Raw genomic sequence first — 13,234 nt, forward strand, 5'->3', positions numbered from 1 at the left:
ATCCGCGAGGAAAAATCCACTGTTTGTATTGATTATCGCGGCGGTTTGTGCTATAATGAATGAGAATAATTATAGTTGAGAGTTGAAAGTTAATGTGTTCACTGCGCTCACATTATTTGAATAATGTTGCCGCAGGCGACTCCGCAACACTCAACTGTCAACTCTAAACTCTCAACTCTTAAACTTCTCTGCTCCTTGGCAGAGCGCTAAAAAGGAGGTCATATCATGGGATTTCATTTCAGAAAGAGCTTCAAGATAGGCAAACTTTTCAGATTCAACAAGAACAAGAAGGGTGGCAGCATTTCCATTGACGGTCCCAAGATCGCAGGAAAAAAGGTAAAGGTCACGGTAAACAACAAGAAAAAGGCTACAGTAAGCCTTCAGGGCACAGGCATCTCCTACGATACCGACCTTGGCGGCAAGAAGAAAACAGGCAAAAAATAACGGAGGAATATGAAGAAACTTCTATTTATCGGCGACGTTGTGGGCAAGGCAGGCTGCGAGTTCCTCACGGCTAAGCTTGGCGGCATCAAGCGTCAGCACGGTATTGACATCACAATAGTAAACGGAGAAAATTCGGCTCAGGGCAACGGTATAACACGGGCTTCCGCTGATATGCTGGTGAGAGCAGGAGCCGATATCATCACAACAGGAAACCATGCATTCAGGCGGAAGGAGTCACTTGATATCTTCGAGGAGGAGCACATCGTCCGTCCTGCAAATTATCCCGAGGGCGGCTGTGTGGGAAGCGGCGTCAGGATACTGGACGCAGGTCCGTATTCCGTGGCGGTCATAAACCTTATGGGCACAGTCTATATGGAACCCCTCGATAATCCCTTCACCAAGATAGAACAGCTCCTTGAGGGAATAGATACTCCCAACATCTTTGTGGACTTCCATGCGGAGGCAACCTCGGAGAAAAAGGCTATGGGACACTTCCTCACGGGAAAGGTCACGGGAGTTTTCGGTACCCATACCCACGTCCAGACCGCAGACGAATGTATATTGGGCGGTCATACTGCATATATTACCGATGTGGGAATGGTGGGAGCCGAGCTGTCATGCCTCGGCGTAGAGATAGGTCCTACGGTGGATATGTTCCGCTATCGTATGCCCGTCCGCTTCAACGCCGCGGAGGGGGATTGTTTTCTTTGTGGAACAATAGTAGAATTTGACGAAAAAAGGGGCAAATCGCACAAAATCGAGAGATTAATTATAAGATAGTCTACAAAGTTTGTATCAGGTACTTGCATTTTTTTAACTTATATTGTATAATACAATTGTACAATAGCCTAAGAGATTTGGCAGTCAACGTACAATTATTTCTAACAGGAGGGTTATTTGTCATGGAAATTCTGAAAGTATCATCACATTCGTCACCGAATTCTGTTGCCGGAGCAATTGCCGGCGTGATTAGAGAGCAGAAGGCTGTTGAAGTACAGGCAGTCGGCGCAGGTGCTGCTAATCAGGCGATAAAAGCGATCGCCATAGCAAGGGGATATCTGGCACCTATTGGAATCGACCTTATCTGTATTCCTGCTTTTGCCAACATCACTATCGACGGCGAAGAGAGAACCGCTATCAAGCTTATCTGTGAGCAGAGATAATCGGTAAAAACCATTGGGCGGACAGTTGTCCGCCCTTTTTTATGCTTTCGGCTGTGGGCGCAATGCGCTCATAAAGGAGAAATATATGCCAACTACACTTTTCAGTGAAATCGAATACCTCAAGGGCGTGGGAAAGGCTCGCGGAGAGAAGTACCGCAAGCTGGGCATAACCTCGCCCTATGAGCTGATATACCATATACCAAGAAGCTATCTGGATTTCCGCACCCATGTGCCTGTGGCGCAGGCGGTGCTCAATGAGTACAACGTGCTGAAACTGACGGTATTCCGCAAGATGCCGCCTCAGCGCATAAAGGGCGGACTTGTCATATGCAAGGCTGCCGCTACCGACGGCATAGACGATATCCTCATCGTGGTGTACAATAACGTGTATTACTTTCAGGCGCTGAAAGAGGGCGAGACCTACTATATGTACGGCAAGGTCGCAGGAAACTTCCTGCGGAAGGAGATAAGCTCGCCCGTGTACATCAGGGCGGATGAGCAGGTGCTCATCCAGCCCATATACCACCTTACTCAGGGACTATCCGTGAATATGGTCCGCACCAATATGCGTCAGGCTCTGGAGATAATGCGCCGTGAGCCCTTTGAGACCCTGTCTGCGGATATACTGAAGAAATACGACCTTGCTCCACTTATGTGGGCGCTGGAGAACATACACTTTCCCGAGAGTGAGCAGGCTTCCGAGACTGCAAGGCGCAGACTTGCCTTTGACGAGCTGCTGAAGCTCCAGATAGGAATGTCCGTCATGAAGTCAAGAAGCCGCAGGAATACCGCCTTCCGCATGGACTCCTCCATAGATGTGGGAGAGTTCACAAGGGGGCTTCCCTTTGAGCTCACAGACGACCAGCAGAAGGCTGTGGACGACATAGTTGCAGACCTTTGCCGCGATGTGCCTATGAACAGGCTCCTGCAGGGCGACGTTGGAAGCGGCAAGACCGCTGTTGCAGCCGCAGCCTGCTTCTTTGCGGCAAAAAACGGCATACAGTCCGCGCTCATGGCTCCCACGGAGATACTTGCCACCCAGCACTTCCGCACTCTCAGCGGATTTCTTGAGCCTTTCGGCGTAAAGGTCTGCCTGCTGACAGGCTCCATGACCGCAAAGAAAAAAGCTGCCGTCCGCGAAGAGATAGCAGCAGGGGAGATAGATGTGGTTGTGGGTACTCACGCCATAATCCAGAAGGATGTGGAGTACAAGGCGCTGGGACTGGTCATCACCGACGAGCAGCACCGCTTCGGCGTGGCGCAGAGAGCTGCCCTTGCGGAAAAGGGGGACGCTCCCCACAAGCTGGTAATGTCGGCGACTCCCATACCGAGAACGCTGGCACTCATCATCTACGGAGACCTTGATATATCGGCGATAACTCAGCTTCCCAAGGGCAGGAAGCCCATAAAGACCTATGCGGTAACGGGTAAGCTCCGCAGCAGAGCCTTCGGCTTTGTCAGGGAGCGCCTTGACGAGGGGCGTCAGGCTTATGTGGTCTGCCCCATGATAGAGGAGAGCGAGAGCGAGCTTTTCGCGGTCAAGACCTACGCGGAGAATGCCGCAAGGAACGACCTTAAAGGCTACACCACGGCACTGCTCCACGGAAAAATGAGGGCTGCCGAAAAGGACAAGACCATGAAGCTGTTCCGTGACGGTGAGATACAGGTGCTTATCTGCACTACCGTTGTGGAGGTAGGCGTGGACGTGCCCAATGCGGCTGTAATGGTCATAGAGAACGCCGAGCGCTTCGGACTTTCACAGCTCCATCAGCTCCGCGGACGAGTGGGCAGAGGAAGCTTCGAGAGCAGCTGCATACTCATAACGGACAACACCACCGAGGACTGCGTCAAGCGAATGAAGATAATGTCCTCAACCTCGGACGGCTTCAAAATATCCGAGGAGGATCTGAAAATGCGCGGTCCCGGAGACTTCTTCGGCAGCGCACAGCACGGACTTCCACCGCTTAAAATAGCGGATATCGCCTGCAATATGGAGCTTATGAACCGCGCACAGAGCTGTGCAAGGGAGCTGCTTGCCGACGATCCGCTTCTTGAAAAGCCGCAGAATAAGGCACTGAAAATGGACGTAATGCGCCTGTTCAGCAAGGATATAATAGGATAAATGCCAAAAAGGCTAATATAAATCATAATTTCGAGCTGAGCCAGCTCGACCGCTTGCCACGTTGTCGCTCGTAAACTCGCTTAATAATATCAAAAATGATATTTGTACATCGCTTACAGCGCAATAAGTAAGCCGAGCCTATGTAAGGGATTCCAAAGGGACTGTGTTCCTTTGGCGGAGTGACTCCCCATAAAATGGGGAGATGTCGCGAAGCGACAGAGGGGACGTACCGGTTAGGTCAGAGGCGGCGCCTCTGGTCGCCGCTTTCGGCTTTTAAGGCGGCGAAATAAAACAAAGCGCTCCGCAAGGGTGAATTTCAAAAACAGTCCGGTGGACTGTTTTTGAAAGAGGGACGCCCTGCAAGTGAGGGCGTCCCTTGATTGAGCGGATGATAGTCACCACTATAATACGAATTTTTCGGGACGCCGAGTGACTCCCTACGGTGTAGGGAGATGTCAGCAAAGCTGACAGAGGGTACGTGCAGCTGTTAGCTGCGCCGTTCCCTACATTAGCTAACGGCTAAGGGCTAAGGGCTCAAATCATAGCAGCTGAATAAACACAATGCCCCTGAGCGGTCAAACCGCTCAGGGGCGAAATTATGCATGGTATAACGGCTGTGAACGCCGTTTTTATTACATAATGTCGTTCTTCTTGTCGCTTGAAGCACTTGAAAGTGTGCTGCCGATCTTGCCCTTTACCACCTTGATGCTCTGGAGATTTCTCGAATAGTAATTCTCGGTATCGTTGAGCATCTTTGCAACTGAAGCTGCAGCGTTCTGCTGGAGGTTCTTTGCTGCTGTCTGAGCCTTTGTGAGCATATCCAGAGCCTTCTTCTTAGCCTCTGTAACGATAGCCTCTCTTGAAACTATCTGAGCGGCACGCTCTTCAGCCTTGCGGATGATGGATTCTGCGTTGAGCTTAGCTTCGTTGAGGATACGCTGGCAGTCAAATTCTATCTTCTTTGCCTCTTTGAGTTCGTGAGGCATATTCAGACGGACGTCGTTGATGAGCTCTCTCATTCTCTCGCCGTCAATGACCTTCTTATGGGATACAAAGGGGACTGAGGACGCCTTGTCAAGAAGTTCGTCCATTTCTTCTAAAATCTCATCAATGCTCATAGTGATTACCTCTCCTTAATTAGTCTTTGTTTTATATCATCGAGTATTTCATTGGGAACGAAATGAGTGATATCGCCGCCGAAATAAGCTATCTGCTTTACCAGACTGGAGCTGAGATACATATTCTCGGTCGCTGTGGTCAGAAAGACCGTTTCCGCTCCTGCATAAAGCTTTTTGTTTGCCAGAGCCATCTGGAATTCATATTCAAAGTCGCTGACGGCTCTCAGACCCTTTACTATGGCGACGGCACCCACGTTCCTGACGTAGTCCGCAAGGAGCCCGTCAAGGATATCTATTACAACATTGTCAAGGTCACGGGTGACCTGTTCTATCATAAGCATACGTTCCGTAGCCGTGAAGCTTGGCTGTGCCTTGCCTGCGTTTCTGGATATGAGGACTATCACCTTGTCAAAGAGCTTTGAGGCTCTTGTGATGATGTCGAGATGTCCCAGAGTAACAGGGTCGAAGCTTCCGGGGCAAACGGCTATTCTTCTCATTCGTCAGCCACCTCCTCGGATGGTTTGCAGAAGATCGAGACATTTATCTTGCCGTAGCGGTAGGTCTTTCTCAGTCTCATGCCCTCGGGAGCCGCAGGCTCATCCGCCTCTGTCTCATACTCGCATATGATGATGCCGCCGTCCCTGAGCTTTTTAGCTGCAAAGGGGAGGATATTTGCGATATGGTTATATCGGTAGGGGGGATCGAGGATAATGATGTCGAAGGTCTGTGAGGTGAGCTTTATATAGTCGTAGCTGTCGCGGTTGATGACCTCGGACTGACGCTCAAAGCCCGTGTTCCTCAGATTTTCGTTGACACATCTTATGGAACGGAGCGAGCTGTCGATAAAAACAGCGCGTTCTGCGCCTCTGCTCAGGGCTTCTATGCCCATCTGACCGCTTCCTGCGAAGAGGTCGAGGACTCTTGCCCCCTCCAGTTCAAACTGAACGGCTGAAAAGATGCCTTCCTTTACCTTGTCGGCAGTAGGTCTTACATCCAGACCCTCAGGTGCCACAAGTTTGCGGCCTCTTGCAATGCCTGTGATTACTCTCATGTTTTAGTGCTCCGAAGCCGCAGACGAAACTGCGGTTTCCGCATTTACGGCATACGGATGCCGAATTATATATACATCTTATTATATATTATTTTTCGGGACTTGTCTATATTATTTCTTAAAAATAGGCGATTTTGACTAAAAAATGTTGTTTCCTTTTGTCTATCATATACACAGTTGTTAGCGGTTAGTGCATAGTGCTTAGTATTTCGGGTTCGGCAGATAACTAAGCACTAAAAACTGATAACTGAAAAATTACATCACAAATTTTCAAAAAGGTCTTGACAAGTGTATATACAGATGCTATAATGTGTATAATGTATATATACAATCATGCATGAGGTGAAATATGGATATTATTATCAGCAACTCATCGGGTGAGCCTATCTATCAGCAGATATCCTCTCAGATAAAGGCTCTCATCCTGAACGGTACGCTGAAAGCAGGGGACGCCCTGCCTTCTATGCGTACTCTTGCTCAACAGCTCCGCATAAGCGTCATCACTACAAAGCGCGCCTATGAGGACCTTGAAAGAGACGGCTTCATCGAGTCCTATACGGGCAAGGGAAGCTTCGTAAAGGGGCAGAATACCGAGCTTTTGCGCGAGGAATACCTGCGCCAGACCGAAGCCCTCCTTACTCAGGTCTGCGATAAAGCCCGTCAGTGCGAGCTCAGCCTTGACGAACTCAAGGAGATGCTCGAACTAATTTACGGAGGGGCAGAAAATGAATGATTACGAAAATGCTATCGAGATAAAGGGGCTTACCAAGCGGTATGACGGCTTTACTCTCGATAACGTCAGCTTTGACGTGCCTAAGGGCAGCATTATGGGCTTTATCGGTCAGAACGGTGCAGGAAAGACCACTACCATAAACGCCCTGCTCAATATAGTAAAAAAGGACGAGGGCGAGATAAAGCTCCTCGGACTGGACAGTGTAAAGGACGAGTTTGAGGTGAAATCGCAGATAGCTGCGGTATTCGATGAGCTCCCCTTTGACGACAGACTCAATGCAAACGACATAAACAAAATACTCCGCGAGGTTTTTGAACAGTGGAGCAGCGAGACCTTTTTCGGCTATCTTGACCGTTTTGCACTGCCGAGAAAGAAGAAGTTCGGCAAGTTCTCAAAGGGCATGAAGATGAAGCTCCAGATAGCTTCCGCACTGTCTCATAACGCAAAGCTCCTTATAATGGACGAGGCTACGACGGGTCTTGACCCCGTTGTCAGAAACGAGATACTGGACATCTTCCTTGAATACCTCCAGAATGAGGAGCACACTATCCTTATGTCCTCACATATCACCTCCGACCTTGACAAGGTGGCGGACAGCGTTACCTTCATTGACAAGGGAAAGCTGCTCATAAGCGGCTATAAGGACGATATACTGGACAGCCACGGCGTGCTCAAATGCACCAAGAGCGACTACAAGGAGATAGACCCCGAGGACATCATCAGCGCCCGCCTTTCGGACTTCGGCGCCGAGGTCATGGTGGCTGACAGGGCTGAGTGCAGCCGCAAGTATTCGGGAGCCGTTATCGATCCTGCTACACTTGAGGAGATAATGATCTACTACGTCAACCGCAGCAAAAAGGAGTGGAGATGAATGAAAGGTCTTATCTATCGTGAGTTTTATCTCAGCCGCAAGTCTTTTATACTGATGCTTCTGGTATATGTGCTTTTTGTGGGTATGCTCTCGCTGGTCTTCATAAGCACCTATGCGGGAAATCTTGCAGGGACAGAAGGCGTTGAAGAAATGCGGAGCTCCATGTATTCGCAGATGTACATTTATGCAGGACTTATCGCTATAGGAGGCACTGTATATGGTCATAACGACATCATAGAAAAGGACTATCAGTCTCACTGGCAGCTCTATACATATACTATTCCCGTAAGCGAAAAGAAAATAGCTGCTTCAAAATTCATTGTACGCGGAGCTTTTTTGCTTCTGGGGATGATGCTTGCCTTTCTTGCGGATATTATTTTTTCGGCAGCTGCAAAGCTGCCTCTGAGTACGGGACATTTCAAGAATATCTTAATTGCAGGTCTGCTCTACGGAGTTGTATGCTTTTTGGATATTCCGAGTATGCTCAGATTCAGGACACAGGCAAAAAATGCAGCCATAGGTCTGGCTATTGCGGCGCCTTTGTTTGCAGCTTTGGGCTACGGCACATTTAAGGTGATAAGGTTCGGCTATGCAGAGGCGAAAAGGCTCTATCCCGATCTGGAAGGCGATGCGGGAATGGGAAAGGTGCTCATGCCATATATTGTGAAGTACCGCGATATGGCTGTGTGGATAGCTCCCATAGTATTTGTTCTTACGGTCCTGCTTATGTATATATGGTCTGTGAAAGAGCTTAAAAGGAGGCGGTACTGATGACGGGTTTCCTTTACAGAGAGCTCAGACTTAGCTGGTACAAAATAATATTATTCATGTTCGGCATGATGATATATCCTGTATTTATAGCGCTGCTGATGCGGAATTCTCCCGATATGCAGGATATAAGCGGCAATATCAGCGCTCTTGTTTCGGGAGTCGGCGCAGTTATGGCGTTTCTGGTAGGCGGCACATTCGAGGTCACAATGTTCAAGGACGACGAGCGCCGCAAATGGGCGTATTATACAGCTTCGACCCCCAACGGCATAAATAGGCAGATCGGCGCAAAATATATTGTCACTCTGTTTTTTGCTATGGCGACAGTTACAATGCTCACCCTTGTGAACAGCTTTGCATATGACGGAAATCACGATATAGCTATTGCAACATCACTGTATATGGTGCTGTTTTATGCTCAGCTTTTCATGCGCTCGCTGGAGTATCCTCTCATAGTGCGATTCGGAGGAAAGATGGGCAATGTTGTAAAGATGGTGCTTATTGCTGCCGTGGTACTTGGCGGCGCTGTATACCTGCTGTTCGGCGATCTTTCGCCCTTTGCCGATATGAGCTCTTTCTGGGACAGATTGTTCGAGGCTCTTGAAGACCCCGAAGCTGCCGGAAAAATAGCCCTTGGCACAGGTATAGCGACTGTTGGCATAACGGTGCTGTACTACCTTTCCTACAGACTTTCCGTAAAATGGTATCTGAAAGGAGTTGACCACTATGCAAAGTAAGAAGAAAACTCTGCTCAGAATAGCTCTGTACATCGTACTTGCGTATCTTCCCGTGTATGTACTGGGATTTGCCTTCTCGGACAAGGAGGGCGGCGTTACCAGCGCACTGGCAGGCAACAGTCTCATGCTCTTTCCTGCAATAGCGGTGATAATAACAAGGCTCATCACAAAAGAGGGCTTCAAAGACGCCCTTCTCGGCACAGGCAGAAGAAAAAGCGGCAAATACTACGCTGCCGCTGTGATATTTCCCGTGCTGCTGCCGCTGGTAAGCGGACTCATACTCCACCTCTTTATAGTAAAGAGCGGAAGCATAGGGGACAGCGCATTCTGCGACAACGGTATGCTCACGGCTGCCCTGCTGCTGACCGCACCTGCAACGGGATTGGCTATGGCTGCCCACGGCTTCGGCGAGGAGCTTGGCTGGCGCGGCTATCTCACTCCAAAGCTTGAGGAGCTCATGCCCACACCGCTGGCAATAGTGGTAACGGGTATTATCTGGGCACTGTGGCACGGACCCCTCCTTGCATACGGCTATGACTTCGGCAGGGACTACGATTTCTTCCCCTACGGCGGCTTCATAGCAATGATAGTCATGTGCATAGCACTGTCGGCTTTTCTCACATGGCTCACCAAGCGCACGGACTCGGTATATCCTGCGGCACTGTGCCATATGGTGCTTGACCTGACCCTCACGTCGGAGTTTTCTCTGTTCGCCGCAAGGGCAGACGGAACTCCCTTTGAGTACAGGGTGTCGGAATTCTGGGTGCTGATACTAAGTGCCTTCCCAGTAATGATAGTGTGCGGCATGGTGTGTATGGTGCTGCTCCGCAAAAAGAGGATAAGTGATTAGTGTAGGGACGCCCATCGGGCGTCCGTTTTTTTATCCGCCGGGAAATTTTTTCTGCAAATTCCTACCGAAAAACAGCCGCTTACTCCTCATTTGAAAAAAATCTCAAAAAAAATTTCAAAAAATGCTTGACAAACCTGTTTTCCTGTGGTATAATTATTTTCGTCGCCAAGGATAAGGCGTCTGCAAAGTGGGGGTTTAGCTCAGCTGGGAGAGCATCTGCCTTACAAGCAGAGGGTCACAGGTTCGAGCCCTGTAGTCCCCACCACATGGCCTCGTAGTTCAGTTGGTTAGAACGCCTGCCTGTCACGCAGGAGGTCGACAGTTCGAGTCTGTTCGGGGTCGCCAACACGCTTCTGTAGCTCAGTCGGTAGAGCAGGGGACTGAAAATCCCCGTGTCGTTGGTTCGATTCCGACCGGAAGCACCATATAGAACGCGGAAGCGTTCTATATACAATGCGGATTTAGCTCATCTGGTAGAGCGCCACCTTGCCAAGGTGGAGGTAGCGAGTTCGAGCCTCGTAATCCGCTCCATAGTACTGGGGTAATAACCTTGGTATTACACAAATCCCGAAGCAATAGTTTCGGGATTTTTTATATTCTCACGAAGATAACGCAGAAGCGCTTTTTCTGCGGCACTAAATAACAGCAGCTCTTTGAATTCCGCACAAAGACGGCTCTTTGTCTTTGTGCGGAATTACTATATACAAATTTAAATATAAATGTTATAATAAATATGTATCACTATACTACTATGAGGTGAAATATGGAAAAGGAAATGCGCTATGCCGTTCTTATCGACGCGGATAACGTTGCGGCAAAGTATACCAAGTATATTCTGGACGAGGTGTCCAATTACGGTATCGTTACATATAAGAGAGTTTACGGCGACTGGACCCGTCCCAACCTGGCGGGCTGGAAGAATATGGCTCTTGACAACGCTATTACTCCCGTTCAGCAGTACAGCTACACCACGGGAAAGAATGCCACTGACTCGGCTATGATAATCGACGCCATGGACATTCTCTATTCTCATAATATAGACGGATTCTGCATAGTGTCCAGTGACAGCGATTTTACCAGACTGGCTATACGTCTGCGTGAGTCGGGTATGCACGTTATCGGCATGGGCGAGCAGAAGACTCCTAAGCCCTTCAGCACAGCCTGCAACGCTTTCAAGTACCTTGAGATACTCGCTGATGAGGAGCTCCAGAACACGCGCGAGAGCGAGAAGGTGGAGCTGAAGGCTCTCGAATCGGCGATAGTCCGCATAATAACCGAGAACGCAAACCTCAGGGACGAAATAAATATCGGCGAGCTGGGAAGCAGACTTCTCAACCGCTATCCCGATTTCGATGTGAGAAACTACGGCTATTCCAAGTTCTCACAGTTTCTCAAGGACTTTGACGGTCTCAGCTTCCGTCAGGAGGGCAGCAGCATACTTGTCTCCCAGAAGACAAGCATGACCGACCTTGAGCGCATTGAGTCAACTCTTGCGGCGATAGTCCGCACCAACGGCACAAAGGGCTACAACCTCGGCGAGCTGAAAAAGCAGCTCTGTGTGAAGATACCGGGATTTGATGTAAAGTCATACGGCTATTCCAAGTTCAGCAAGTTCGTGGAAAATCTGCCGTCATTCAAAATAAAGAACAATACAGTAATGATATCGGAGAATTGAATTGGGAAAAAAAGTAACTGCGCTGTTCCTTGTTATAATATGTTCAGTCTTTCTGCTGATCGGCTGGAGGTTCATAAAGAACTCGGGCATACTGAAGTCATACCCCGACAAGGGCTATCTTTCCACGGTGGAGTCAAAATACAGACCTGTATACAGACAGCTGACACCGGATGAGCAAGCTGTGTATGCGGCACTGTACCGCGGTATAGCTGAGCATGAGGAGGAAATACCTCTGCCGGTGGAAATGGACGGGGATGAGTATTCAAAGGTCTACCGCATTCTCGAAAAGCAGGAGAGCCGCTTTTTCTATCTTGACTCTGTGTACTATACAGCGGCAAAGGTCCGCGATGCAAAGGTGGTCTATCGGAAGATGGGCGACTTTGAAGGCAGGCGCAAAAAAATGGATGACGCTGTTGATGAGGCTGTCGCAGGGGCTGCGGATCAGAAAAGTGACGAGTACAAGGTTCGCTACATCAATGATTATCTGGTGAAAAACTGCAGATATGTCTCGGGAGATAATGAGGAGTTCGCATCTACTGCCTATGGCTGTCTTGTAGACGGCGAAGCGAACTGTGAGGGCTATGCGAAGGCTTTCAATCTGCTTGCTTCCGAACTGGGGATCGAAAGCGTGGTCATAACAGGAAAGACAGACGAGGGCGAGAACCATGCGTGGAATCAGGTGAAACTGGGCACTGACTGGTATAATATAGACGTAACATGGGCGGATACGGACGTTTCGGGAGAGGTGAGACAGATGTATTTCCTGTGCTCCGACAGCAGCTTCCGTAAGACTCATTTTGCGGATACGGAGCTTTTTGAGCCATATGTATGCAGCAAGGATGACAGGAATTACTACGTTCACAGCGGTCTGTACGCGGAGAGCATGGAGGACGCAAAGGACATCGTCCGCCGCGAGCTGGAGAGCGGCGAAACTACCATTGAGATAAGATTTGCAACACAGGGGCTCTATGACACCTTTATGAGTGAGTTTATAGATGACCAGAATATATTTGATCTGCTTCAGGAAGCGGGTTATCAATACAGCGGAGAAGTGACGCTGTCACTTAAAGAAAACCGTCCCGAGCTGTGTATGACGCTGACATTTTCGTAGCAGTTGTGTTTTTTTGACACAATTCGGCTTGAAATGATTACCAAGCTTGTTTAATATTCCGTGTTGACTTTGGCTCATCATCGTGCTATAATAATTAAGTCGCCTCGAGGGGACGCGAACAGTAAGCCTGCTGGCGCAGCGTGGGAGCGTAACGAACGAGAGGACGGCAAAAAAATCACAGAAAAATTTTCGAAAAGGTATTGACAAAGAAAAGAAACTGTGATATAATATTAAAGCTGTCTCAGAGAGACAGAGGAAACAGCATCTTGAAAATTGAACAATGCGAATAAAAAAGTAACGACCCTTGAGATTCCTTTATGAGAGTAAAGGGAAGTCAAGAAAAGACTTTAAAAAAACACGAAGAGTAATAACGCAAGCGTTATGAATTAGGATCGATATTTTAGATGTGAAAGCATCTGATATATACAACTTTAATAAAGAGTTTGATCCTGGCTCAGGACGAACGCTGGCGGCACGCTTAACACATGCAAGTCGAACGGAGATAATTTGAGTTTACTTAGATTATCTTAGTGGCGGACGGGTGAGTAACACGTGAGCAACCTGCCTTTGAGAGAGGGATAGCTTCTGGAA

The 13,234-nt window shown here is 48.8% G+C and carries 14 protein-coding genes, 4 tRNA genes and 1 rRNA gene; 16 read left to right on the plus strand and 3 right to left on the minus strand.

What is annotated here, in order from left to right; genetic code table 11:
• The first annotated feature begins 225 nt into the window (after window positions 1–225).
• The 4 genes from DSZ37_RS16120 (at window position 226) to recG (ending at window position 3,729) form a co-directional block, all read left to right on the plus strand.
• Window positions 226–444 (plus strand): DUF4236 domain-containing protein, encoded by a 219-nt coding sequence (locus DSZ37_RS16120; RefSeq protein ID WP_109727888.1) that lies wholly within the window; start codon window positions 226–228, stop codon window positions 442–444.
• Between the two features lie 9 nt (window positions 445–453).
• Window positions 454–1,224 (plus strand): TIGR00282 family metallophosphoesterase, encoded by a 771-nt coding sequence (locus DSZ37_RS16125; RefSeq protein ID WP_109727889.1) that lies wholly within the window; start codon window positions 454–456, stop codon window positions 1,222–1,224.
• Between the two features lie 122 nt (window positions 1,225–1,346).
• Window positions 1,347–1,607: a stage V sporulation protein S gene (locus tag DSZ37_RS16130; protein WP_028519976.1), complete on the plus strand. Its 261-nt coding sequence runs from the start codon at window positions 1,347–1,349 to the stop codon at window positions 1,605–1,607.
• An 85-nt stretch (window positions 1,608–1,692) separates the two neighbouring features.
• Window positions 1,693–3,729, plus strand: a complete 2,037-nt coding sequence (gene recG, locus DSZ37_RS16135) for an ATP-dependent DNA helicase RecG (protein WP_109727890.1) — start codon at window positions 1,693–1,695, stop codon at window positions 3,727–3,729.
• A gap of 632 nt (window positions 3,730–4,361) precedes the next feature.
• Here recG and DSZ37_RS16140 read toward each other — a convergent pair.
• From DSZ37_RS16140 to rsmD, 3 genes are read right to left on the minus strand one after another with little or no spacing between them, the layout of a single operon-like run.
• The gene (locus DSZ37_RS16140; RefSeq protein ID WP_109727891.1) at window positions 4,362–4,847 is read right to left on the minus strand and encodes a vacuolar-type H+-ATPase subunit H; all 486 of its coding nucleotides are present in this window, start codon (window positions 4,845–4,847) and stop codon (window positions 4,362–4,364) included.
• A 5-nt stretch (window positions 4,848–4,852) separates the two neighbouring features.
• Window positions 4,853–5,344, minus strand: coding sequence for a pantetheine-phosphate adenylyltransferase (coaD, locus tag DSZ37_RS16145; protein WP_028519973.1), 492 nt, complete (start codon window positions 5,342–5,344; stop codon window positions 4,853–4,855).
• Complete coding sequence (gene rsmD / locus DSZ37_RS16150; RefSeq protein WP_028519972.1) at window positions 5,341–5,898, minus strand: 16S rRNA (guanine(966)-N(2))-methyltransferase RsmD; 558 nt, start codon at window positions 5,896–5,898, stop codon at window positions 5,341–5,343. The genes coaD and rsmD overlap by 4 nt, the downstream gene beginning before the upstream one ends.
• 349 nt (window positions 5,899–6,247) lie before the next feature.
• On the opposite strand from rsmD, the gene DSZ37_RS16155 reads away from it, so the two are divergent.
• From DSZ37_RS16155 to DSZ37_RS16210, 12 genes are all read left to right on the plus strand, one after another.
• Window positions 6,248–6,631, plus strand: a complete 384-nt coding sequence (locus tag DSZ37_RS16155) for a GntR family transcriptional regulator (RefSeq protein WP_028519971.1) — start codon at window positions 6,248–6,250, stop codon at window positions 6,629–6,631.
• Window positions 6,624–7,502: an ABC transporter ATP-binding protein gene (locus DSZ37_RS16160; RefSeq protein WP_109727892.1), complete on the plus strand. Its 879-nt coding sequence runs from the start codon at window positions 6,624–6,626 to the stop codon at window positions 7,500–7,502. Before DSZ37_RS16155 ends, DSZ37_RS16160 begins: the two co-directional genes overlap by 8 nt.
• Window positions 7,503–8,273 (plus strand): ABC transporter permease, encoded by a 771-nt coding sequence (locus DSZ37_RS16165; RefSeq protein ID WP_109727893.1) that lies wholly within the window; start codon window positions 7,503–7,505, stop codon window positions 8,271–8,273.
• Window positions 8,273–9,007 carry an ABC-2 transporter permease gene (locus DSZ37_RS16170; protein WP_109727894.1) on the plus strand — a complete coding sequence of 245 codons (735 nt, stop codon included), beginning with the start codon at window positions 8,273–8,275 and terminating at the stop codon, window positions 9,005–9,007. The genes DSZ37_RS16165 and DSZ37_RS16170 overlap by 1 nt, the downstream gene beginning before the upstream one ends.
• On the plus strand, window positions 8,997–9,857 hold the full coding sequence (locus DSZ37_RS16175) for a CPBP family intramembrane glutamic endopeptidase (protein ID WP_109727895.1): 861 nt from the start codon (window positions 8,997–8,999) through the stop codon (window positions 9,855–9,857). The genes DSZ37_RS16170 and DSZ37_RS16175 overlap by 11 nt, the downstream gene beginning before the upstream one ends.
• Window positions 9,858–10,046: 189 nt before the next feature.
• A tRNA-Val gene (locus DSZ37_RS16180) sits at window positions 10,047–10,122 on the plus strand.
• Between the two features lie 3 nt (window positions 10,123–10,125).
• Window positions 10,126–10,202 (plus strand) — tRNA-Asp (locus DSZ37_RS16185).
• A gap of 4 nt (window positions 10,203–10,206) precedes the next feature.
• Window positions 10,207–10,282, plus strand: a tRNA-Phe gene (locus DSZ37_RS16190).
• 30 nt (window positions 10,283–10,312) lie between these two features.
• A tRNA-Gly gene (locus DSZ37_RS16195) sits at window positions 10,313–10,388 on the plus strand.
• 232 nt (window positions 10,389–10,620) lie between these two features.
• A complete protein-coding gene (locus DSZ37_RS16200; RefSeq protein WP_109727896.1) occupies window positions 10,621–11,532 on the plus strand; it encodes an NYN domain-containing protein in 912 nt (303 codons plus the stop codon).
• A 1-nt stretch (window position 11,533) separates the two neighbouring features.
• On the plus strand, window positions 11,534–12,643 hold the full coding sequence (locus tag DSZ37_RS16205; protein ID WP_109727897.1) for a transglutaminase domain-containing protein: 1,110 nt from the start codon (window positions 11,534–11,536) through the stop codon (window positions 12,641–12,643).
• 431 nt (window positions 12,644–13,074) lie between these two features.
• Window positions 13,075–13,234, plus strand: a 16S ribosomal RNA gene (locus tag DSZ37_RS16210); the annotation flags it as partial.

The sequence above is a fragment of the Ruminococcus flavefaciens genome, assembly GCF_900116855.1.
GTDB lineage: Bacteria > Bacillota > Clostridia > Oscillospirales > Ruminococcaceae > Ruminococcus > Ruminococcus flavefaciens_R.

What these genes read in the sequence shown, in the direction of transcription:
- DSZ37_RS16140 (WP_109727891.1), bottom strand. Translation starts at nt 4,847, where the DNA reads ATGAGCATTGATGAGATTTTAGAAGAAATGGACGAACTTCTTGACAAG.
- DSZ37_RS16130 (WP_028519976.1), top strand. Translation starts at nt 1,347, where the DNA reads ATGGAAATTCTGAAAGTATCATCACATTCGTCACCGAATTCTGTTGCC.
- DSZ37_RS16175 (WP_109727895.1), top strand. Translation starts at nt 8,997, where the DNA reads ATGCAAAGTAAGAAGAAAACTCTGCTCAGAATAGCTCTGTACATCGTA.
- DSZ37_RS16160 (WP_109727892.1), top strand. Translation starts at nt 6,624, where the DNA reads ATGAATGATTACGAAAATGCTATCGAGATAAAGGGGCTTACCAAGCGG.
- DSZ37_RS16165 (WP_109727893.1), top strand. Translation starts at nt 7,503, where the DNA reads ATGAAAGGTCTTATCTATCGTGAGTTTTATCTCAGCCGCAAGTCTTTT.
- DSZ37_RS16120 (WP_109727888.1), top strand. Translation starts at nt 226, where the DNA reads ATGGGATTTCATTTCAGAAAGAGCTTCAAGATAGGCAAACTTTTCAGA.
- DSZ37_RS16200 (WP_109727896.1), top strand. Translation starts at nt 10,621, where the DNA reads ATGGAAAAGGAAATGCGCTATGCCGTTCTTATCGACGCGGATAACGTT.
- rsmD (WP_028519972.1), bottom strand. Translation starts at nt 5,898, where the DNA reads ATGAGAGTAATCACAGGCATTGCAAGAGGCCGCAAACTTGTGGCACCT.
- DSZ37_RS16125 (WP_109727889.1), top strand. Translation starts at nt 454, where the DNA reads ATGAAGAAACTTCTATTTATCGGCGACGTTGTGGGCAAGGCAGGCTGC.
- DSZ37_RS16170 (WP_109727894.1), top strand. Translation starts at nt 8,273, where the DNA reads ATGACGGGTTTCCTTTACAGAGAGCTCAGACTTAGCTGGTACAAAATA.
- coaD (WP_028519973.1), bottom strand. Translation starts at nt 5,344, where the DNA reads ATGAGAAGAATAGCCGTTTGCCCCGGAAGCTTCGACCCTGTTACTCTG.
- DSZ37_RS16155 (WP_028519971.1), top strand. Translation starts at nt 6,248, where the DNA reads ATGGATATTATTATCAGCAACTCATCGGGTGAGCCTATCTATCAGCAG.
- recG (WP_109727890.1), top strand. Translation starts at nt 1,693, where the DNA reads ATGCCAACTACACTTTTCAGTGAAATCGAATACCTCAAGGGCGTGGGA.